18 protein-coding genes are annotated in these 20,924 nt (G+C 73.4%); 11 read left to right on the forward strand and 7 right to left on the reverse strand.

From position 1 onward, the window contains the following. Positions 1-60: 60 nt before the first annotated feature. The 3 genes from DSM112329_RS12320 (at position 61) to DSM112329_RS12330 (ending at position 3,006) form a co-directional block, all read left to right on the forward strand. Positions 61-1,530, forward strand: coding sequence for a wax ester/triacylglycerol synthase family O-acyltransferase (locus DSM112329_RS12320; protein WP_354702113.1), 1,470 nt, complete (start codon positions 61-63; stop codon positions 1,528-1,530). A 20-nt stretch (positions 1,531-1,550) separates the two neighbouring features. Next, entirely contained in the window at positions 1,551-2,048 is a 498-nt protein-coding gene (locus tag DSM112329_RS12325; protein ID WP_354702114.1) for a hypothetical protein, read from the forward strand. 61 nt (positions 2,049-2,109) lie between these two features. After that, complete coding sequence (locus DSM112329_RS12330; RefSeq protein WP_354702115.1) at positions 2,110-3,006, forward strand: neutral zinc metallopeptidase; 897 nt, start codon at positions 2,110-2,112, stop codon at positions 3,004-3,006. 27 nt (positions 3,007-3,033) lie between these two features. On the opposite strand, the gene DSM112329_RS12335 is transcribed toward DSM112329_RS12330, so the two are convergent. The 3 genes from DSM112329_RS12335 to DSM112329_RS12345 are packed head-to-tail and all read right to left on the reverse strand — an operon-like array spanning position 3,034 to position 6,129. Beyond that, complete coding sequence (locus tag DSM112329_RS12335) at positions 3,034-3,855, reverse strand: PPK2 family polyphosphate kinase (RefSeq protein ID WP_354702116.1); 822 nt, start codon at positions 3,853-3,855, stop codon at positions 3,034-3,036. Between the two features lie 4 nt (positions 3,856-3,859). Next, positions 3,860-4,375, reverse strand: coding sequence for a hypothetical protein (locus DSM112329_RS12340; protein WP_354702117.1), 516 nt, complete (start codon positions 4,373-4,375; stop codon positions 3,860-3,862). Continuing rightward, entirely contained in the window at positions 4,372-6,129 is a 1,758-nt protein-coding gene (locus tag DSM112329_RS12345; protein ID WP_354702118.1) for a hypothetical protein, read from the reverse strand. The genes DSM112329_RS12340 and DSM112329_RS12345 overlap by 4 nt, the downstream gene beginning before the upstream one ends. A gap of 107 nt (positions 6,130-6,236) precedes the next feature. On the opposite strand from DSM112329_RS12345, the gene DSM112329_RS12350 reads away from it, so the two are divergent. Continuing rightward, the gene (locus DSM112329_RS12350) at positions 6,237-7,709 is read left to right on the forward strand and encodes a carotenoid oxygenase family protein (protein WP_354702119.1); all 1,473 of its coding nucleotides are present in this window, start codon (positions 6,237-6,239) and stop codon (positions 7,707-7,709) included. Between the two features lie 9 nt (positions 7,710-7,718). Here DSM112329_RS12350 and DSM112329_RS12355 read toward each other — a convergent pair whose 3' ends face one another. After that, positions 7,719-8,636, reverse strand: coding sequence for a YihY/virulence factor BrkB family protein (locus DSM112329_RS12355; protein WP_354702120.1), 918 nt, complete (start codon positions 8,634-8,636; stop codon positions 7,719-7,721). Between the two features lie 321 nt (positions 8,637-8,957). On the opposite strand from DSM112329_RS12355, the gene DSM112329_RS12360 reads away from it, so the two are divergent. The 3 genes from DSM112329_RS12360 to DSM112329_RS12370 all read left to right on the forward strand — a co-directional run bounded on the left by DSM112329_RS12360 (position 8,958) and on the right by DSM112329_RS12370 (position 13,355). Next, entirely contained in the window at positions 8,958-10,142 is a 1,185-nt protein-coding gene (locus DSM112329_RS12360) for an MFS transporter (protein WP_354702121.1), read from the forward strand. Positions 10,143-10,245: 103 nt separating this feature from the next. Beyond that, a complete protein-coding gene (locus DSM112329_RS12365; RefSeq protein ID WP_354702122.1) occupies positions 10,246-11,940 on the forward strand; it encodes an FAD-dependent oxidoreductase in 1,695 nt (564 codons plus the stop codon). Next, positions 11,940-13,355, forward strand: a complete 1,416-nt coding sequence (locus tag DSM112329_RS12370) for an ATP-binding protein (protein WP_354702123.1) — start codon at positions 11,940-11,942, stop codon at positions 13,353-13,355. Before DSM112329_RS12365 ends, DSM112329_RS12370 begins: the two co-directional genes overlap by 1 nt. Positions 13,356-13,432: 77 nt before the next feature. Here the strand turns inward: DSM112329_RS12370 and DSM112329_RS12375 are convergent, their stop codons facing one another. Next, positions 13,433-14,434, reverse strand: coding sequence for a phosphatase PAP2 family protein (locus DSM112329_RS12375; protein WP_354702124.1), 1,002 nt, complete (start codon positions 14,432-14,434; stop codon positions 13,433-13,435). Positions 14,435-14,483: 49 nt separating this feature from the next. Next, positions 14,484-15,386: a hypothetical protein gene (locus DSM112329_RS12380; RefSeq protein ID WP_354702125.1), complete on the reverse strand. Its 903-nt coding sequence runs from the start codon at positions 15,384-15,386 to the stop codon at positions 14,484-14,486. 37 nt (positions 15,387-15,423) lie between these two features. Here DSM112329_RS12380 and DSM112329_RS12385 point away from each other — a divergent pair, with 37 nt between their 5' ends. Then, positions 15,424-16,488: a PLP-dependent aspartate aminotransferase family protein gene (locus DSM112329_RS12385; RefSeq protein ID WP_354702126.1), complete on the forward strand. Its 1,065-nt coding sequence runs from the start codon at positions 15,424-15,426 to the stop codon at positions 16,486-16,488. On the opposite strand, the gene DSM112329_RS12390 is transcribed toward DSM112329_RS12385, so the two are convergent. Next, positions 16,476-16,925 (reverse strand): hypothetical protein, encoded by a 450-nt coding sequence (locus DSM112329_RS12390; protein ID WP_354702127.1) that lies wholly within the window; start codon positions 16,923-16,925, stop codon positions 16,476-16,478. The genes DSM112329_RS12385 and DSM112329_RS12390 overlap by 13 nt on opposite strands. Before the next feature lie 124 nt (positions 16,926-17,049). Here DSM112329_RS12390 and DSM112329_RS12395 point away from each other — a divergent pair, with 124 nt between their 5' ends. From DSM112329_RS12395 to DSM112329_RS12405, 3 genes are all read left to right on the forward strand, one after another. Continuing rightward, positions 17,050-17,283: a hypothetical protein gene (locus tag DSM112329_RS12395; protein ID WP_354702128.1), complete on the forward strand. Its 234-nt coding sequence runs from the start codon at positions 17,050-17,052 to the stop codon at positions 17,281-17,283. 121 nt (positions 17,284-17,404) lie between these two features. Further along, positions 17,405-17,980: a TerD family protein gene (locus DSM112329_RS12400; protein WP_354702129.1), complete on the forward strand. Its 576-nt coding sequence runs from the start codon at positions 17,405-17,407 to the stop codon at positions 17,978-17,980. 96 nt (positions 17,981-18,076) lie between these two features. Further along, on the forward strand, positions 18,077-20,818 hold the full coding sequence (locus tag DSM112329_RS12405) for an AAA family ATPase (RefSeq protein ID WP_354702130.1): 2,742 nt from the start codon (positions 18,077-18,079) through the stop codon (positions 20,816-20,818). Positions 20,819-20,924 lie beyond the last annotated feature (106 nt).

The following is a 20,924-nucleotide window of genomic DNA, read 5'->3' on the forward strand; positions in this document are numbered from 1 at the left end:
ACCGGTCGCGGCGTGGCGTCGCCATTGCGCCGGATACCCGGGACCGGATAGAACCGGGGGATGCGACAGCTCACCAGCCTCGACGCGCAGTTCCTCGCCATCGAGAGCGCGACGACCACCGGTCACGTCGGGGGGCTGGCCATCTTCGACCCGTCGACGGCGCCGGGCGGCGCGGTGACGCTGGAGGACGTCCTGGCGATGTTCCGCGAGCGCCTGCACCTGCTGCCGCCGCTGCGGTGGCGGCTGGAGCAGGTCCCGCTCGGGCTCGACCGGCCCTACTGGATCGAGGACCCGGACTTCGAGCTCGAGTTCCACGTCCGCGAGCTGGCCCTGCCGGCGCCCGGCGACGACGCGCAGCTCGCGGAGCAGGTCGCGCGCATCAGCTCGCGGCACCTGGACCGGGCGCGGCCGCTCTGGGAGTGCTACCTGATCCACGGGCTCCCGGACGGCCACTTCGCGATCCAGACGAAGATGCACCACGCGATGATCGACGGGATGTCCGGCGCCGAGATCATGGGCATCATGTTCGACCTCGCACCCGAGGGCCGCGAGTTCGCGGACACCGAGCCGGCGTCGTGGATCGGGGACCGGGTCCCGGGTCAGCTGGAGATGCTGGGCCGCGGCGTCGCCGCGCTGCCGCTGCAGCCGCTGCGCATGGCGCGCGCCGCCCCGGGCGTCCTGCCGCACCTCGACGTGGCGCCCTCCGTGTTCGGCGTCCCCGGCGCCGAGACGATGAGCCGCACGCTGTCGAAGATGCGCAACATCGCGAACGGCACGCGCGACGGCGACGTCCTCGAGCGCCCGAAGATGCGCGCGCCGCGGACGTCGTTCAACGGCAAGATCTCGCCGCACCGGCGCTTCTCGTTCGGGTCGCTGTCGCTGCCGGCCGTCAAGGCGCTGAAGAAGGCGTACGGCGTGACCGTCAACGACGTCGTCGTGACGCTGACGACCAGCGCGATCCGCGACTGGCTGATCGCCCACGACGAGCTCCCGGAGGATCCGCTGCTGGCCCAGATCCCTGTGTCCGTGCGGACGGACGAGGAGCGCGGGACCTTCGGGAACAAGATCAGCATCATGATCGCGCCGCTGGCCACGCACATCGCGGACCCCGTCGAGCGGCTGCGGTTCACGCACGAGGCGATGAAGGCGGCGAAGGACCGCCACCGCGCGCTTCCGGCCAAGGCGCTGCAGGACATCACCGCGTTCATCCCGCCGGCGATCAACGCCCGTGCGGCGCGGGTCGCCCTGCAGATGGGGACGCGCCAGGGCATGCGGCCGCTGTACAACGTGGTCATCTCGAACGTCCCTGGCCCGCCGATCCCGATCTACATGGCCGGCGCGCAGCTGCAGCACAACTACCCCGTGTCGGTGGTGACGGACGGCGCCGGCCTCAACGTCACGGTCCTCAGCTACCTCGATCACCTGGACTTCGGACTGATCGCCGACCGGGACCAGATGCCGGACCTCCAGACCCTGATGGACGGGCTGCGCACGGCGCTCGCGGACCTCGAGGCCGCCCTTCCGGCGTGAGCCTTGCCACCATGTAGGGCGTGAACGTCCGCCGGAACCTGTTCCTCCCGATCGTCGCGCTCGTGCTCTGCGCCGGCGCGGCCGGTGGCGTGCTCGCCGGCTGCGGCGGCGATTCGGACCCGGTCAGCCAGACGACGCCGTCGTCCTCGACCGAGCGCACGACGACCACCGACACGGACGGGACGGTGAGCACGCCCAGCGTCCCGGCGACGACCGCCACCACGGCCACGCAGCAGACCACGCCGACGGCGACCGGGTCCACGCCGACGACCCAGACCCCGCCTGCGGACGGCACGGATGGCGGCGTCACGCCCGACGACACGCCCGACTACAACGACGGCGGCCTCGAGCCGGGCGACGAGTCCGGGACCGGCGTCGGGACCCCGTCCACCGGCACGCCGACCACGACGCCCGCGCCGAAGCAGGATCCGAACTGCAAGGCCGGGACGGGTGCGGGCTTCCCGAACCGCCCGCAGTGCGAGCCGGTCAGCGGCCCCGACGCGCGCGACGAGGGCTGAGGCACCGCCGGGCGGGTGAGCGGGCGCGGGCGGCGTTCCTGATCCTGGGAGACTCCCCGGCGTGAAATGGTCACCGCGCGGTTCCAGCCCGGACGTCATCGATCAGCGCGGCGGTGGCGGTGGGGGTCGCAGCCGCGGTCGCGGCGCCGCGATCGGCGGCGGCGGTCTCGGCCTGGGCGGCATCCTGATCGTGGTCCTGCTGCAGGTCCTGGGCGGCGGCGGGGGCGGCTCCGGGTCCGGCTTCGACATCGGGCAGGTCCTCCAGGGGGCCGGGGGCGGGCCGGTGGCGGGCGAGCCGATCCCGGCCGGCGAGGACCCGGAGAAGGACCTCAAGGACTTCTCCGCCTACGTCTTCGGCGACGCCCAGGACCGGTGGACGGCGATCTTCTCGGAGCAGGGCCGCGACTACGGCCGCGCGAAGCTCGTCCTGTACCGGTCCGGGGTCTCGACCGGCTGCGGCGATGCGTCGTCGGCCGTCGGGCCGTTCTACTGCCCGGCCGACCAGCGCGTCTACCTGGACCTGTCGTTCTACCAGGACATGATCGACCAGCTGAAGGCGCCGGGGGACTTCGCGTGGGCGTACGTCATCGCCCACGAGATCGGGCACCACGTGCAGCAGGAGCTGGGGACGGCGGCCGAGGTCGACGCGGCTCGTCGCAAGGATCCGTCGGACGCGAACGCGCTGTCGGTCCGGCAGGAGCTGCAGGCCGACTGCTACGCCGGCGTCTGGGCGCGCGGCGTCTACCAGGCGGGTCAGCTCGAGCCGGGTGACGTCGACGAGGCGTTCACCGCGGCGGAGTCGGTGGGGGACGACCGGCTGCAGCGGCAGGCCGGCGGCCGCGTCCAGCCGGACTCGTTCACGCACGGCACGTCCGAGCAGCGCCGCCGCTGGTTCACGACGGGCCAGACGACGGGCGACCCGTCCCGCTGCGACACGTTCGCGGCCGACGACATCTGACCGCCCGGAGCGGAACGGGCGGCCAGGTCAGGCCGGGATCTTCAGGCCCTCGACGCCGTCCGGCGCCGGCGGGAACTGCGGGTCCATCCGCTCGAGGGTTTCCACCAGGACGGTGAGGACCGCCCAGTTGCGGTACCAGTTGCGGTCGCCGGGGATGACGTACCAGGGGGCCGCGGTGGTGCTCGTCGCGGCGATCGCGTCGGTGAAGGCCGCCTGGTAGTCGTCCCAGTGGCGGCGCTCGGCCAGGTCGGCCTCGTTGAACTTCCAGCGCTTGGCGGGGTCGTCGATCCGCTCCTGCAGCCGCTCCCGCTGCTCGTCGCGGGAGATGTGGAGCATGATCTTCACGATCTCGGTGCCCTCGCCGTGCAGCAGCTCCTCGAACGCGCGGATGCGGCGGTAGCGGGCGCGCCAGACCGCCTCGGGGACCAGGGCGTGCACGCGCGTGATGAGGACGTCCTCGTAGTGGCTGCGGTTGAAGACCGCGATCTCCCCGTCGGCCGGCGTCTGCGCGTGCACGCGCCAGAGGAAGTCGTGCGCGAGCTCGTTGGCGGTCGGCGCCTTGAAGCTCGCCACCCGCACGCCCTGCGGGTTGACCCCGGCGAAGACCGCGCGGATCGTGCCGTCCTTCCCCCCGGCGTCCATCGCCTGCAGGACGATGAGCAGCGAGCGCGAGCCCTCGGCGTAGAGCGCGGCCTGCAGCTCGGTCAGGCGCCCGCGGAGCGTGTCGCAGGCGGCCTTGGTCGCACCCTTGTCCCCGGGCGCGCCGGCCGTCGAGCGGGTGTCGACGGCGCTCAGGTCGGGCGCCGTGCGGGCCGGGACGCGCCAGCGGCGGGAAGGATGCTTGGGCATCCGCTCAGCCTATTCCGGCCTTCACCGCCGTCGGGAGCACGAGCCGGCCCTTGCCGTAGTCGACTGCGGCAGGACGTCGCTTGTCGCTCCCGCGCGGCAGCGACCAGGAGATCGCGATCGGCGCGGTCTGCCCGGGCGCGACCGTGATCAGCAGGCCGAGGCGCCGCAGCTCGCCCGGCGGGATCGGGTCGGGCTTCTGGAACGCGCCGTAGAGCCCGTGCGCAAAGCCCGCGGCGTACTGGCCCGCGCTGCGCAGCCGCTTGCCGTCGGCGTCGACGACCCGCAGCGCGGTCGCGTTCAGCTCGACCGGCCTGTCGGTCGTGTTGCGCACCGAGCCGACCGCCACCCGGTCGTCCGGCAGCGCCTTGGTGGCGAAGACCTGCGGCGGGGCGGTCCAGGCGAGCGGGGGCGGGCCGTCCCCGGCGTCCTCGCCGCCGCCGCAGCCGGTGGCGAGGATCAGCGTCAACCCGGCCGCGACCGTCGCGGCGGCCGCGAGCGCCCGACGCCGCGCGGCGGTCACGACGGCTTGACGGGCGTCGTGAACCAGTCGCACGCCGGCGGGTTGGTCAGGTTCTTCGGGTCCCAGGCGGAGCACGCGAGCATCGGCGCGAGGACGGCCAGGTTCGTCACTTGCTGCACCGTCGCGCCGGGGCAGGCGGGGAGCGCGGACGGGGAAGGCGCGTGCGCCGCTCCCGAACGCATCCGGTTGCCCTCCCAGCAGTTGCCGGACCCCTGCTCGTCCCAGATGAACTCGCGGCCGTTCGGCACCCGCTTGCCGGCCGGGTCCGCGCCCATGATGTTGTCCAGGAAGCGGTTGCCGTTCGAGGTGTCCGTCTGGTGCGTGGGGTCGTAGTCGCCGCGCAGCGCCGCAGGGACGCCGAACAGCAGCGCTCCGACGCGATGGTTGTCGTAGATGTGGTTCTCGCGGATCAGGTTGCGGTTGCCGCCGGCGATGATGATCCCCGTGCCGACCGGGGTCTGGAACTGCGGGCAGACCATCTCCCGGGGCCGCAGCCCGAACGGCGTGTCGGCGCAGAACTTCTGGTGCTCGCGGGTGAAGATGTTGTTGTTGTTCGAGCGGATCCGGTTGTTCTCCCACTTGACGCACTCCTGCGGCATGCCGGGATGGCCCGCGGCGAACGAGTCGGTCGACAGGCCGGTGGCGTTGTCGTGGAAGTCGTTGTCGTGCACGTAGGTGGAGTTGCCCGCCGTGCCCGAGTAGCCGAGCGTGTTGCCGTAGCTCTCGGAGTCGCGGATCTCGATCGAGTAGAACGCGCAGCCGCGGTTGCCGTCCCCGAGCGCCGCGGCGGGCCCGGCGAACGCGCCGCACGTCCCGTAGAGGTTCGGGTTGACGTTGCAGCCCTTCTCCGTCGAGCCGGGGTAGATCCCGGAGTCCCCGTTGTTGTAGGCGACGACGTGGTCGTAGAGGCCGTTCGTCGACGCGAAGCTCAGGACGCCGTAGTCCTGCGCGTAGCGGGAGACGATCTTCGAGATGCGGAAGCCGTTGACCTCCACCAGGTCGATGTTGTTGAAGGCCGACTGCTCGACGGCGAAGTTGCGCAGGTAGATGCCCCAGGCGCGATCGACGCGCAGCACGTCGCTCTTCTTGCGGTCGCCCTTGATGAGGACGTCCTCCGGCTTCTTGCCCAGGCCCTCGATCTGCAGGTTGCACTTCTGCAGGCACTTGGGCAGCGACGGGTTGATCGGGTCGGCCTCAGGAGTGGGGTCACCGACCACCTCGATGAGGTTCTTGGCGTTCGGGCACTTGACCTGGTGGTTGCGGTCCGGGCGGACCGGCGGGTCGTTGGAGCGCGGGCCCACCGGGGGCGGCGCGCTGTTGAAGCCCTCGGTCAGGACGTAGTCGTTGCCGCAGGTCGAGCCGTCCTGGTAGCTGCCGAACGGGATCTTGCGGCTGGGGATCTCCTCGTAGACGCCCGGCATGAGCAGGACGCGGTCACCGGTCTTCGCCGCGTTGACCGCCGGCTGGATGTCGCGGAAGCGGCAGCGCTTGAGCGTCTTCAGGCGGCTCTTCAGGATGCGCCGCGTCTTCGGGCCCTTGCCCTTGTAGATGCGCTGCAGCAGCCTGCGCGACTCCGGCTTGCAGACGACGACGCTGGGGCCGCTCGAGCGGTACTTCGGGATCGCTCCGGGAGCGGGCGGCTTGAGGTCGATGGACGGGAACGAGGTGTTCCGCTCCGGGTGGGCCGTCGCCACACCGGCCGGGAGCAGCGCCCCTGCGAGCAGCAGCAAGGGCACCACGAGGAGTCTGCGCATGCGGCGAGCATACGCCGACGCGGCGGCGCTTCACACCGACTTTGTGTCCATCAGGACGGTCCCCCGAAATCAGCGCGGCAGCTCCTGGCGCGTTAGCGTCGACGGCCATGGACGCCCGCCGCCACGCGCAGTACGCCGGGACCCTCCCGGCCGACGACACGCACCCCTACCGCACCGGCCCGTGGCGGCCGCAGACCACCGAGTGGGACGCGACGGGGCTCACGGTGATCGGGGACCTGCCGGACGACCTGAACGGCGTGTACCTGCGCAACACCGAGAACCCGCTGCACGACGCGCTCGGGCGCTACCACCCCTTCGACGGGGACGGGATGCTGCACGCGCTGCACCTCCACGACGGGCGGGCCGACTACCGCAACCGGTTCGTCCGCACGAAGGGCCTCGAGGCGGAGCTCGCCGCCGGCCGCTCGCTGTGGCCGGGCATCACCGATGACCCGGCCAAGGCGCTGGCGCCGTCACCCGGCCCGAGCGCCCGCGCCGGCACCAAGGACGCGTCCAGCACCGACGTCACGGTCCACAACGGGCGCGCGCTGACGTCGTTCTACCTCTGCGGCGACCTCTACGCCGCCGATCCGCGCACGCTCGAGCCGCTCGGCACCGAGCCGTGGGTCCCGCCGGACTGGGGCGCCTGCTCGCACCCCAAGGTCGACGCGGTCACGGGCGAGCTGCTGTTCTTCAACTACTCCACCGAGTACCCGTACCTGCACTTCGGCGTCGTGAGCCCGGCGGGCGAGCTCGCGCACTACGCGCCCGTCCCGCTGCCCGGGCCGCGGATGCCGCACGACATGGCCTTCACCGAGCGCTTCGTCGTCCTCAACGACCTCCCGATGTTCTGGGACGAGCGCGCGCTGGCACGGGGGCAGTACGTCAACCGCTACCACCCCGACATGCCGTCCCGGTTCGCGATCGTCCCCCGCCGCGGGGGCGCCGACGACGTGCGCTGGTTCGAGGCGTCGGCCACCAACGTGCTCCACTGGATCAACGCGTTCGAGGACGGCGACGAGGTCGTGCTGGACGGGTTCCACCAGGGCTGCCCGGACCCGCGTCGCGCCGGCGACGACCGCTGGACGACCACCCGGCGCTACCTGGACGCGAACGAGCTGCAGACCCGCCCGCACCGCTGGCGCTTCAACCTGCGGACGGGCCGGACGACGGAGGAGTTCCTGGACGACAGCTACCTCGAGTTCGGCATGATCAACGCCGCTCGCGGCGGCCGGTCCTACGGCCACGTCTACACGATGACCGCCGAGCCCGGCTGGTTCCTCTTCAACGGCCTGACGAAGTTCGACGTGCGGACCGGTGCCAAGCAGGAGTGGCGCTTCCCGAAGGGCGTCTACGCCAGCGAGTCGCCGATGGCGCCGCGGGCGAGCGGCGGAGCGGACGCGGCGGAGGACGACGGGCACGTCCTGAGCTTCGTCACCGACATGAACGCCGGCACCTCCGAGTGCCACATCTTCGATGCGGCGGACGTCAGCGCCGGACCGGTGTGCCGCGTCCTGCTGCCGGAGCAGATCTCGAGCGGGACGCACACGGTGTGGGCGCCGGAGGAGTCGCTCACCTGACCCGGCCGGTCAGCCGTCGGCCGAACGTCGCCGGGGTGGCAGCGCGATCACGTTCGCGTGCTGCTCCTCGAGCGTCGGGTCGTCGGCCCCCGGGACGTGCGGCTCGTTGAGCTCGCGCCCGGTCGGGCCGCCCAGACGGCGGTGCACGCGGGCCGCGAACGCGCAGCCGAGGAGCATGGCGTGGGCCAGGATCGAGCAGGAGAACACGACCACGGCGAGCGTCGTGAAGACCGTCACGACGGTCAGGCGCTCCTGGCCGTCGACGTAGATGCCGATCAGCGGGGGCAGGAGCTGCAGCGCCGCGGCGGGCACGACGCCGCCGATGAGCGCCGCACGCCAGCGCAGGCGCTTGGGCCCGGACAGCCGCAGCAGCAGCGCCATGGCGAAGACCGTCAGGACTGCGGGCAGCCAGCCGCCGAGCGTGATCGCGTTCGGGGCCGGGATGCGGTCGAGCACCTGGGTCGCCGTCTGGGCGCCGACGACGAAAGCGAGCAGCAGGCCGGCGACGCCGCCGGCCAGGCCGACCTGGCGCAGCTTGCCGTGCAGCGGGTTCGGGCGCTCCCAGTCCAGCTGGTCGGCGAGGACCCGTTCGAGGACTGCGACCGCGCCGGAGCACGTCCACAGCATCGTCCCGAGCGAGAACGCGATCAGCATGGGCGAGTCGCGCTTGGCCTGCTTGACGAGGCTGATGATCTGGTCGCGCAGGGCGGGGGGCAGGACCTCCGCAGCGCGCTCGGTCGCGAGCTGCCCCTGGGTGTAGTCCCCGAAGAAGAGCGCGCCGAGCACCGTCAGGCCCAGTGCGAGCGGGACGAGGCTGATGATCAGGTAGTAGGTGAGCGCCGGTGCCTCGACGGCCAGGCCGGGGCGCCACCAGAAGGCATCCGCTCGCTCGACCGCGCGGGAGGCGGCCCGTTTGAGGGATCCCATTTCTTCATTGTGCAGGGTTTTTGACCCGTGCGCGATCAATCGGCGTCAGCGCTGTGCGAGTACGGCGGGGGTCGGACGCTGAGGGACGGCGGAGCGGTCGTCCAGCGCGCAGTGGATGGCCGGTGTCACCGGGCACGCGGTGGCGTCGGGGACGCCCTGCGTGCCGCTGGTGGAGCCACGTCACTGGTCATGCGCTGGATGGACCATCTCTTTCTCCCTCGGTGTCGATGGGGGAACTCTCTCGCGGCGGGGCGCGGGCGTCGTTCGCGGCCACGACACCCCGAATGTCACGGTCGCGACACTTCTCCTACGGTCAGGGCCATGCTCCGTCATCCCTGGCAGCGGGTCACGCTCGCGATGTTCGCCGTCGGCTGGGGCGCGAACCAGTTCGCGCCGATGCTCGTCGTCTACCGCGACGAGCTCGGCCTGTCCGCCCAGACGCGCTCGCTGCTGTTCGGGATCTACGCGGTCGGGCTGATCCCCGGGCTGCTCATCGGCGGCACCGCGTCCGATCGCTGGGGCCGCCGCGCGGTGACCGTCCCGTTCGTCCTGCTCTCCCCGCTGGCGACCCTCCTGCTGGTGCTGCTGCGGCACGACACCGTCGGCCTGGGCGCGGCCCGGCTGCTGGTCGGCGTCTGCTCGGGGGTGGTGTTCGGCGCCGCGAGCGCGTGGGTCGCCGAGCTCTCGACCGGCGAGGCGGAGGGGACGGGGGCACGCCGCGCCGCGGTGGCGCTGTCGGCCGGGTTCGGGACGGGGCCGCTCGTCGCGGGCCTGGTCGGCGAGTGGGCGCCCCACCCGCTCTGGGTCCCGTACCTGCCGCACATCGTGCTCGGCACGGTCGCCGCCGCGCTGCTGCTGTCGGCCCCTGAGCCGCCCGGGGTCCGCCGCGGCGCAGGCCCGCTCATCCGGATCCCCCTCGTCACCCGGACGCGACGTTTCCTGACCGCGGTCGCCCCGGTCGCGCCGTGGGTCTTCGGCTGTGCGGCGATCTCGGTCGCGTTCCTCCCGGGCGAGATCGGTGGTGGGACCTCCGGCGCGGTGGCCTTCGCCGGGATCACGACCGGGGTCACGCTCGGGACCGGCGTGCTGATCCAGCCGCTCGCGCGCCGGATGGACGACCGCCGCGCGCTCAGCGGCGGCGTCGCCGGTCTGCTGTTCGCCCTCGCCGGGACCGGGGTCGGCATCCTCGCGCTCACCCTGGACTCCCGGGCGGTGGTGCTGCTCGGCGCGCCCCTCCTGGGCGCGGGCTACGGCTTCTGCCTGGTGTCGGGGCTGCGGGAGACCGAGCGCCTGTCGGCCCCGGACGAGCGCGGTGCGACCGTCTCGATCTTCTACGCGCTGACCTACCTCGGGTTCGCCGTGCCCTACCTGCTGGGGCTCCTGTCGAGCCTCGGGACGGGGGAGCGGGGGGCGCTCGTCGTGACGGCGGGGGTGGCGGTGGCCTGCCTGCTGGTGGTGTCGGCGGCCCTACGCCGCCCGTCGCCGGCACCCGCCGCCGGCCCCTGACGGCGTCGATGTGCCACCAGGTGCCATACCGGTACCTGGTGGCTCATCGAGCGCGCTCGGGGTGGTCGCCGAGAACGGCGATCCGGTGGCTAACCTGGCACGTGTGAGCGATGTCAGTGCAGCAACCACCCCGACCGCCGCCGCCGCCGATCGGCGCACCCGGCCCGCGATCGTGGTCGTCGACGACGAGCCTGCGGTCCTCGCCGCCGTCGCCCGCGATCTGCGCCGCGGCTTCGGCGAGCGCTACCGGATCCTGCGCGCGTCCTCGGGCCCGGAGGCGCTCGACATCCTCAAGGAGCTGCGCACCCGCGGCGACCAAGCCGCTCTCCTGGTGGCCGACCAGCGCATGCCCGGCATGCCCGGCACCTCGTACCTGATCGAGGCGCGGAAGATCTTCCCGGACGCCAAGCGCGTCCTCTTGACGGCCTACGCCGACACGGAGGCCGCCATCGCAGCCATCAACGAGGTCGCCCTCGACTACTACCTCCTGAAGCCGTGGGATCCGCCGGAGGAGCAGCTGTACCCGGTCGTCGAAGACCTCCTGACCACCTGGGAGTCCGGCGCCGCGATGGAGGCCGGCGGCCTGCGGATCGTCGGGCACCGCTTCTCGAAGGAGTCCCACGACCTGCGCGACTTCCTGGCTCGCAACCGCGTGCCCGCCCGCTGGCTGGACGTCGAGCGGGACGGCGAGGCCCGCGAGCTGCTGACCGTCGCGGGCGTCACGGCCGACCGGCTGCCCGTGGCGCTGCTGGAGGACGGCGCGGTGCTGGAGCGGCCGACCGTCCTCGAGCTCGCGGAGCGCCTGGGTGTTGCGCTGGACGCGACCCAGGCCCACTACGACCTCGTCATCGTCGGCGGCGGCCCGGCCGGGCTCGCCGCCGCGGTCTACGGCGCGTCCGAGGGCCTGCGGACGATCATGGTCGAGCGTGAGGCGCCCGGCGGGCAGGCGGGACAGTCGAGCCGGATCGAGAACTACCTCGGCTTCCCGGCGGGGCTCTCGGGGTCCGACCTCGCGCGCCGCGGCACCGATCAGGCCCGGCGCCTGGGCGCGGAGCTGCTGTCGATCCGCGACGCCGTCGGCCTCCGGGTGGAGGGTGCCGGCCGGATCGTGGAGCTCAGCGGCGGGACGACGCTCAGCGCGAGCTGCGTCCTGGTCGCCTCCGGCGTCTCCTACAACCAGATGGCCGCGCCCGGGTTCGACGAGCTGACCGGCGCCGGCATCTACTACGGCGCGGCGATGACCGAGGCGCGCGCCTGCGAGCAGCAGCACGTGGTCGTGATCGGCGGGGCGAACTCGGCCGGGCAGGCCGCGGTCCACTTCAGCGCGTTCGCCGCCAAGGTCACGATGCTGGTTCGCAGCCCGCTGCAGAAGTCGATGTCCCACTACCTCATCGAGCAGCTCGCGGCGCTCCCGAACGTCGAGGTGCTGACCGGCGCGCAGGCCGTGGCCGCCGAGGGCGAGGACGGGCGCCTGGCCCGCCTGCAGGTGCAGGACGCCGACGGGGAGGTCGCGCCGCTGGACGTCGATGCGTGCTTCGTCTTCATCGGCGCGGCCCCGCGCACCGAGTGGCTGGCCGGCGTGGTCGCCCGGGACGAGCGGGGGTTCATCCTCGCCGGGCCCGACGCGCGCGACAACGGCTGGCCGCTGGCCCGCGACCCGTACCTGCTCGAGTCGACGGTCCCCGGCGTGTTCGTCGCCGGCGACGTGCGGGCGCGCTCGATCAAGCGCGTCGCCAGCGCGGTCGGCGAGGGCTCTATGGCCGTCTCGCTCATGCACGAGTACCTGGCGGGCGCCTGATGGGTGCGGTCACGCCGGCGCCGTTGACCCTCGAGGAGCTGCGGCTTGTCGACCTCTTCGACGACATCGACGACGGGCTGCTGGGGGAGTGGCTGCAGATCGCGCAGCTCGAGTGCCGCGACGCGGGCGAGCTGATCGTCGAGCAGGGCGCCGCGCTTGCCGGCGTCCACCTGCTCCTGGAGGGGACGGCGCAGACGATCAAGGTCCTCGGCGAGCGCACGGAGCCGGTCGGCGACCAGCATGCCCCGACGTGGATGGGCGCGATCGGCACGCTCACGCGGACGCCGTTGTCGGTGCGGATGGTGGCCCGGACCGAGTGCCGCCTGGCGCTGCTGCCGGCGGACGACTTCCTGCGGCTCGCGCTCGCGCAGCCGCCGGTGCACGCGCGGGTCATGCACCAGGTCGCGCCGGTCATGCAGCGGGTCGCCTCGATCGAGGCGGGCCGCGACCGGCTGGAGTCCCTCGGGACGATGGCTGCCGGCCTCGCGCACGAGCTGAACAACCCGGCCGCCGCCGCCAAGCGTGCGGCGGCGCAGATGGCGGACGCCCTGGACATCCTCTCGGCGAGCCTCGGGAGCTTCGTCGACGCCGGCGTCGAGCGGGCCGACGCGCAGCAGCTCGTCGACCTGCAGCAGGAGGCGCTCGCGCGCAAGTGCAGCCTGACCGCCCTCGGGGCGCTGGACGCAGCCGACGCCGAGGACGCGCTCGCCGACCGGCTCGACGAGCTCGGCGTGTCGGGCGGCTGGGAGCTCGCCGAGCCGCTGGCCGCCGCCGGTCTGGACGAGGACTGGCTGCAGCGCCTCGCCGATCACTCCGGCCCCGGTCTGGACGGCGCGCTGCGCTGGGTGGCCGCGTCGCTCACCGCCCGCGGGCTCGCGCTCGAGCTGCAGGAGTCGACCGCGCGGATGTCGTCGCTCGTCGGCGCCGTCAAGCAGTACACGTACATGGACCGCGGCAGCCTCGTCGAGGCCGACCTGCACGAGGGCCTGGAGACGACGCTGATCGTCCTCGGCCACAAGCTGAAGCAGACCCAGATCCAGGTCGTCCGGGACTACGACCGCAGCCTGCCGCCGCTGATGATGCGCGGCTCCGAGCTGAACCAGGTCTGGACGAACCTGCTGGACAACGCGATCGACGCGCTCGGGGACACCGGCACCATCACGATCACGACGGGGTGGGACGGCCCGTGCGTGGTGGCGCAGGTCAGCGACGACGGCGACGGCATCCCTGCCGATGTCCTGCCGCGGATCTTCGACTCGTTCTTCACGACCAAGGACGTCGGGAGCGGGACGGGGCTGGGGCTGGCGACCGCGCGGCAGATCGTCGTCGACCGGCACGCGGGGTCGCTGACGGTGGACAGCGAGCCGGGGGCGACGACGTTCCGCGTCCGTCTGCCGGTCAGCGGCCCGGCCTGATCCGGCCGTGAGCCGCGCCACAGCGGTCTGACGTCCAGTTCTGGTCGTGGGAACGACCAGAACTGGTCGTCAGACGGTCAGACGGTGGGCGGCGTGGCGCGGGCCGGGACCCGCTCTGCCCGGCGGACCCAGAGGCGGGTGGCGAGGGCGACGACGCCGAAGACGACCCCCACCATCGCCCAGCCCGCGACGATGTCCAGGACGTAGTGCTCGCCGCCGTACACGAGCACCGTCCCCATCCCGAGCGTGTAGAGGCCCAGCGGCACGCGCGCACGCCAGCCGGAGGACCAGAAGAACGCGAACAGCAGCGCCGGGTAGGCCGCGTGCAGCGACGGCATCGCCGCGACGACGTTGACCAGCGACGCGTTCTCGTAGACCGACTTCACGGTCCCGACGCCGAGCTCGCCCCAGACCGCCGGGACGATCCGGTGCACGGGGGCGATCGCCCCGTCCTGCGCCGCCAGCCACGGCGGCTCGGCCGGGTAGAGCCAGTAGGTCAGGAACGCGCCGAGCGTCAGCAGGACCGTCACCGCGACGAAGCGGCGGAAGCGGTCGTGCGCCACCCGCCACAGCACGGCTGCCACGGTCCAGACCGCGAAGAAGTGGGTCATGTAGACGACCCAGACGGCGTAGTCGTACCAGTGCAGGCCGGCGGGGGTCCACAGCTGATCCTGGAGCCAGACGGTCGGGGTGTCGTGCCCGAAGAAGAAGCGGTCGAACGCGATCTGGTCGCCCTGGTGCGCGCGTTCCGGGCTGACGGCGACGGCACCGCGCAGCACGTCGTAGAGGACCAGCAGGCCGAAGAACGGCGCCCACTCCAGGAGCATCCAGCCCCAGGTGCGCCAGCGCCCGACGCTGAACGCGAGCATCCCGAGCGCGAGCCAGAAGAACAGCTGGTCGCGGGCGATCGGCAGACCCCAATTGGCGATCGTCAACGCCAGCGCGACGAGGTAGGCGGCCGGCGTGCCGATCACGGCCGCGCGGCGCACGGTCAGCCGGCGTGACGGTCCCGCGTCGTCGTGGGCGTGCTGCGCGGGGAGCAGCTCCTCAGAGCGGACGTCGGTGCCGGTCGCTGCCACGGGCTCCGACTCTAGAGGGCGTTCACGCGAAGTTCACGCCCACGAGCGGCTACTTCCTGACGTGGACCTGCAGCTTCGCCTTGCTCACGCCGAGCGTGACGAGGAAGTTCGCCTCGAGGTACCCGTGGCCGATGAACGCCTTCCTGAGCCGGGCTTTCGACGCCGCGGTCGTGCCGAGGAAGACCTGCACCGTCTCACCGGCGCGGACACCGCGGGCCACTGCGACCACGGGGATCGTGGCGCCCTTCGCGGTCCGCACGCTGCCGCGCAGGCGAAGCGTCCCGGTCTTCCCGACGACCGCGGTGATGTTCACGCCGCCGGTCTTGAGGATCCGCTGCATGTCCTTGGCCTTGAGCGAGATGCCGCCGCTGCCACCGCCACCGGACGAGGATCCGCCGCTCGAGGTCCCGCCGCCGCTCGTCGTCCCGCCGCCGGACGAGGTCCCGCCGCCCGACGAGGTGCCCGTCGAGCCGGGGCGTGCGAGCACCCCGAGCGTCGCCGTGACCTGGTTGTTCCCGCCGCTGGGCTCGAGGATGTCGTTGCCGAAGATCTCGGCCTTGGCGAGGTAGGTCCCGACCTTCGTGGCCTCGACCTTCACCTTGACCACCGTGGTCTGGAACGGCTGGAAGTCGCCGAGCTGGCACTCGACGAAGGTCCCGCTGACGTTGCAGCTGCCGGCGCCGTAGACCTCGGTCCCGAGGATCTTCAGCTCCACCGGGATCGTCGTCTGCATCTTGACGGCGAGCGCGGAGTCCGGGCCTTCGTCCTTGATCGTGAACTTGTACGCGCTCTGCTCGCCGACCCGGATCGGCTGCGGCTCGGCGTGGCCGCCGACGGACAGGTCGGCACGGCAGGCCTCGGTCTCGCTGCAGCGGCCCGCCTGAGCCGGAGCGGCAGCGACGGTGCAGGCCGCGAGCAGCAGCCCGAAGAGCAGGAAGATGCGCGATCGCATCCCGAGAAGGTATCGCGAAGGAACTACCGTGCACGCCATGCTGCGACGTGACGATGTCAGCGCCGAGACCTGGGCGATCGTGGGTGGACGCCCGCTGGACGTGCCCGGGGCGACGCTCAACACCCCGCTCATCGCGGCATCGAACTTCGTCCTCGGTGGGGAGCGGATCTACAGCCGCAACGAGGCGACCGAGGCGTGGGAGTCGCTGGAGGCCCTGATCGGTGGCATGGAGCACGGGCACGGCGTCGCGTTCGCCTCGGGGATGGCGGCCTGCGCCGCGGTGCTCTCCCAGCTGCCGACCGGCGCGCACCTCGTCCTGGGCGACGACTGCTACCAGGGGGTCGCCGGGCTGGCCGACGCCGGCGCGCGCGACCACGGCTGGCGCGTCGACCGGCTGCCGGCGAGCGATCCGGCGTGGCTCGGCAAGGCGGCGGAGGCCGACCTGCTGTGGGTCGAGTCGCCGTCAAACCCGCTCCTGGACGTGGCCGACGTCGCCGCGATCTGCGCGGCGCCGCGACGGCCCGGGACACGGGTCGTGGTCGACAACACGTTCGCCACGCCGCTCGGCCAGCAGCCGCTGACCCTCGGCGCCGACATCGTCGTGCACTCCGCCACGAAGTTCATCGGCGGTCACTCGGACCTGCTCCTCGGGCTCGCGGTCGCCGCCGACCCGGCGCAGGCGACGCTGCTGCGGACCGCGCGCCAGCTGAACGGTGCGACGCCGGGCACGCTGGAGTGCTTCCTCGCCCTGCGCGGAGCGCGGACGCTGCCGCTGCGCCTCCGGCAGGCCGAGGCCTCGGCACGGGTGCTGGTGGAGCGACTCGGCGGCCATCCCGCGGTGGGGCGGGTGCGCTACCCGGGCTTCGGCGCGATCGTCAGCTTCGAGCTGGCGGACGCGCCGGCCGCCGACGTGGCGTGCCGGGCGACGCGGATCGTCCGTCACGCGACGAGCCTGGGCGGGGTCGAGACGACGATGGAGCGCCGCGGCGTCCACGTCGGCCAGGAGCACATCCCGGCCGGCCTGATCCGGATGAGCGTCGGCTGCGAGGACGCCGAGGACCTGTGGGCGGACCTCGGCGCCGCGCTCGATCAGCTGCAGTGACCGAACGGCGTGACGAACACGCCGTGGCGCTTGTCGGGCAGCTTGATCGACGCGCCGAACTTCACGCACTGCCGCGGCGCCTTCACGTACACGGGCCCGGCGTAGTACTGGTAGTCGCCGAAGTCGACGACGAACGGCGAGCGCGCGCCCGACTTCTTCAGGGAGACGGCCGTGTAAGAGGGCTTGCCGACCGCCTTGCTCTTCAACACCACGGCGCAGTTCTTCTTCGTCGCGCCGCTGTACAGCAGGTAGCCCGTGCCGAGCGCCGTGCCGCCCGCGGTCCGCACCACGCGCTGGTCGATCACGCCGTAGCCCGCGCCGCAGACCTGCCCCGGCGAGTAGGGGTTCTTCGCAGCCGAGGCCGGGCCTGCGGCGAGGCCGAGGGTCGCGGCGGCGACGGTGAGGGCGAGGACAGGTGTGCGACGGGTGCAGGGCATGCAGGAGCTCCTTGGTCCGGGGGTGGCGCCTCGAGCCGTACCCGGACCGCGTGGCGGTCCGCCCGGTTCTCACGGTCCTCTCACGATCGCCGGTCGGCCTCCCGGGTCGGCGGCGGACCGGTCCGTGCGGCCGGATAGGTTCCGAGCGTGTCGACCGACGACCCCCGTTCCGCAGGAGCTGGCCGACGAGCAGGCGGCTCGTGAGCAGGTCGAGCGCGAGCGCGTGCGGGCCGCGTCCACCGGTGCCGAGGAGCAGGCCGCGCTGCGGCGCGCCGACAAGGCCGCCTACCTGCAGGACAAGCTTGCGGAGCAGGTGGAGGCGGACGCCGAGCCGGGCGATCACGGCCGCGAGGGGTGAACGCCGTGTTGCCGCGTGGCGAAAAGCCGCTCCGACGGGGCGCGGGGCGGATAGATTGGCCCTGCGCCGGCTCCGCCGGCGTGCCGCACCTCGAAACGACCCCAGGAGGAAGTTCCCCAACATGCCCGTGAGCTTGAGCAAGGGCGGCAACGTGTCGCTCACCAAGGAGGCGCCCGGCCTCACCAACATCCTTGTCGGCCTCGGCTGGGACACCCGGACGACCGACGGCGCGGCCTTCGACCTCGACGCCAGCGCGATCGTCGTCGGCCCCGGGGAGAAGGTCCTCTCCGACAAGCACTTCATCTTCTTCAACAACCTGAAGTCGCCCGAGGGTGCCGTCGAGCACGTCGGCGACAACACCACGGGCGAGGGCGATGGCGACGACGAGGCCATCAAGATCAACCTGACGACGCTCCCGGCCGAGGTCGAGAAGATCGTCTTCCCGGTGTCCGTCTATGAGGCCACCGAGCGCGCGCAGTCGTTCGGCCAGGTCCGCAACGCGTTCATCCGGATCGTGAACGACAGCAACCAGAGCGAGATCGCCCGCTACGACCTGTCCGAGGACGCGTCGACCGAGACCGCGATGGTCTTCGGCGAGGTCTACAAGTCCGGCTCCGAGTGGAAGTTCCGCGCGGTCGGCCAGGGCTACAACGACGGTCTCGCCGGGATCGCGCGCGACTTCGGCGTCAGCGTCTAGCCAATACGCGCTGGACGACGAGCAGTGACGAGGGCGCCCGGCGGGCGCCCTCGTTCGTTCGGCGGACGGCGCCGCCGCGCCATAACATCGGGTCCCGTGACGGTGTTCGGCAGGACGGCGGAGCAGGCACGGCTGCAGCAGCTCGGGCACGGCCTGCGCGCGGGCCGCAGCTTCGCGGTCCTCCTGGAAGGACCGGCCGGCATCGGCAAGACGACGCTGCTGGACGACGCCGCAGCCGACCTCGGGGTCGCGGTCGCCCGTACGGTCGGCCACGAGGCCGAGACGCACATCCCGTACGCCGCGCTGCTCGATCTGACCGGGCCCCTGCTGCACCTCCGCGACCGCCTGGAGCGGCCCCAGGTCGACGCGCTCGCATCGGCGTTCGCACTGGACGCCGCCGGCGCCCCGGCGGACCCGTTCGCGGTACCCGCAGCGCTGCTCGCGCTGCTCGGCGCCGCCGCCGAGGACGGGCCGCTGCTGGTGATCGTCGACGACGCGCACTGGCTCGACGACGCCTCGCGCGACGCCGTGCTGTTCGTCGCCTCACGGCTGGAGGCCGAGGGCGTCGGCATCCTCATCGCGGCCCGCGACGGCGAGGGGCGGCCCTACGACCAGCCGGAGCTGGAGCGGGTCGCGCTCGGCGGGCTGGACGACCGCGCGGCCCGCGACCTGCTGGCGGACGGCCGGCCGCTCGCCCCCGACCTGGTCGAGGCGCTCATCGCGGCCGGGGAGGGCAACCCGCTCGCGCTCCGGGAGCTCGCGCGCGCAGTCGCGCGAGACGAACGCGAGGGGCGCGGTGCGTTCGTCGTTCCTCCGCGCACCCGCGCTGCCGCCCAGGCGCTGTTCGCGCGGCGGCTCGACAGCCTCGCACCGAGTCCTCGGCGTGCTCTCTGCCTGCTGGCGGCCGCGGGCGGCGACGGGCCGGACACGGTGTCCGCCGGCCTGGCCGCGCTCGGGCTTCCGCCGGACGCCCTGTCCACCGCCGAGGCGGCAGGCCTGATCGACCGGGACGGGTTCCGACACCCCCTGCTCGCTTCGGCGGCGTACCACGGCGAGGCGGACACCGAGCGCCGTGCCGTCCATCGGGCGCTGGCCGGCGTCACCGCCCATCCGGGTCGCCGGGCGTGGCACCTGTCCGCGGCCGCCGCAGGCCCGGACGAGGCGGCGGCGACCGCGCTCGAGGGGGTCGCCGCGGCGGCCGGGACCCGCGGCGCCCACCGCGATGCCGCCCGGGCCGCGGCCCGGGCGGCCGAGCTGTCACCGGGCGCCGGCGATCGCGGGCGCCGGCGGCTGCAGGCCGCGCGCCAGTACGTGATGGCCGGGGAGACCGGGTCCGCCGTCGCGCTCGCGGCGACGATCGTCGTCGACGACCCGGGCCTCGAGCCGCAGACCTCGCTGCTCCGCGCCGAGGTCGCCGTGCGCGACGGCCGGCCCGACGAGGCGGTGACCCTGCTCGAGACCCGTGCCCGGGTTGCGGCGGAGGCCGGGGACCGCGCCGGAGCCGCGCAGGCGCTGCTGCAGCAGTCGCTCGCACACATGTTCACGGGCGACATGCGGGCGCTGGTCGCCACCGGCGAGCGGGCCGGGGCGCAGGCGCGAGGGCACGTCCCCGAGCTTGCGGCGCTCGCCGACCTCATTCGCGGGGAAGGCCTGGCGGCGCTCGGCGCCGACGCGGAGGCCGCGCCGCTGCTCGCCGGCCTCCCGGCCCTCACCGCCGACGACGAGCCGGCGCTCGAGCTCGCCGAGGTGATCGCGATGGGCGCCCTCTGCTCGGCGTGGCTCGAGCGCTTCGACGTCGCTCAGGTAGCGCTCGACACGCTGATCGCGCACGCGCGTCGCCGCGGTGCCGCCGGCCGGCTCGCCTACCCGCTCGCGGTGCGCTCGCACCTGGGCTGGCGGCGCGGGCGCTGGCGCGCCGCGGCGGCCGACGCCGAAGAGGCGGTGCGGCTCGCCCGCGCGACCGGGCAGCTCGGCGTCCTGGCGGCCGCGCTGCCCGCCGGGGCCCGGGTCGACGCGAGCGCGGGCCGCTTCGAGAGCGCCCGCGAGCAGGCCGGCACCGCGCTGGCCCAGGCCGACGCGGCGGGGGCAGAGGCAGTCGCGCTGTGGGCCCTGGCGGCGCTCGGCTACTGCGAGCTGGCCGCGGGCCGCCCGGACTCCGCGGTCGCCCCGCTGGAGCGCGCTGCCGCGATCGCCGCCGGCGGCCTCGGGCAGCCGGCGCTGACGATGTTCGCTGCGGACCACGTCGAGGCGCTGGTGCGCGTCCGGCGCGAGGACGACGCGCGGGCTGCCCTGCGCGGGCTGGAGGCGACCGCCGCGCGCGGCACCGGGACGTGGGCGCACGCCGCGGGCGGCCGCTGCGCCGTCCTGCTCGCGGAGGACGACGAGATCGACGAGCGGGCGACCGCCGCGCGCGCGTGGCACGCCCGCGCGCCGTTGCCGTTCGAGGCGGCCCGCACCGAGCTGGCGATCGGCGAGCGGCTGCGGCGAGCGGCCCGGAGGGGGGACGCCCGTCCCGCGCTGGAGACCGCCCTGACGACCTTCACCCGCCTCGGCGCGGGCCCCTGGGCGCAGCGGGCGCGGCAGGAGCTGGACGCCGCCGGGGCGCCGCCGCCCGGCCGCGGCCGCCCGGCTGCCCCGGCCGACGCGGAGGCCGGCGAGCTCACGGCTCGTGAGCTGCAGATCGCCCTCCTGGTGAGCGAGGGGCACACCAACCGCCAGGTCGCCGCGTCGCTGTTCCTGAGCCCGAAGACCGTCGAGCACCACCTCGGCGCGATCTACCGCAAGCTGGGGCTCCGGTCGCGCACCCAGCTGGCGACGTTCATGGCCGAAGCGCCCTGAGCACGCGCCGGCCGCGGGGGAACCGACGGTCGGCTGCGGTTCGGCACCCGGTCCGCCGAGCGCCGCTGACCCGGGGGAGTCCCTCGACGTGCTTGCGCGGCCGGAC

Origin of the sequence: Paraconexibacter sp. AEG42_29, from assembly GCF_040581415.1 — a bacterium.
GTDB lineage: Bacteria > Actinomycetota > Thermoleophilia > Solirubrobacterales > Solirubrobacteraceae > Paraconexibacter.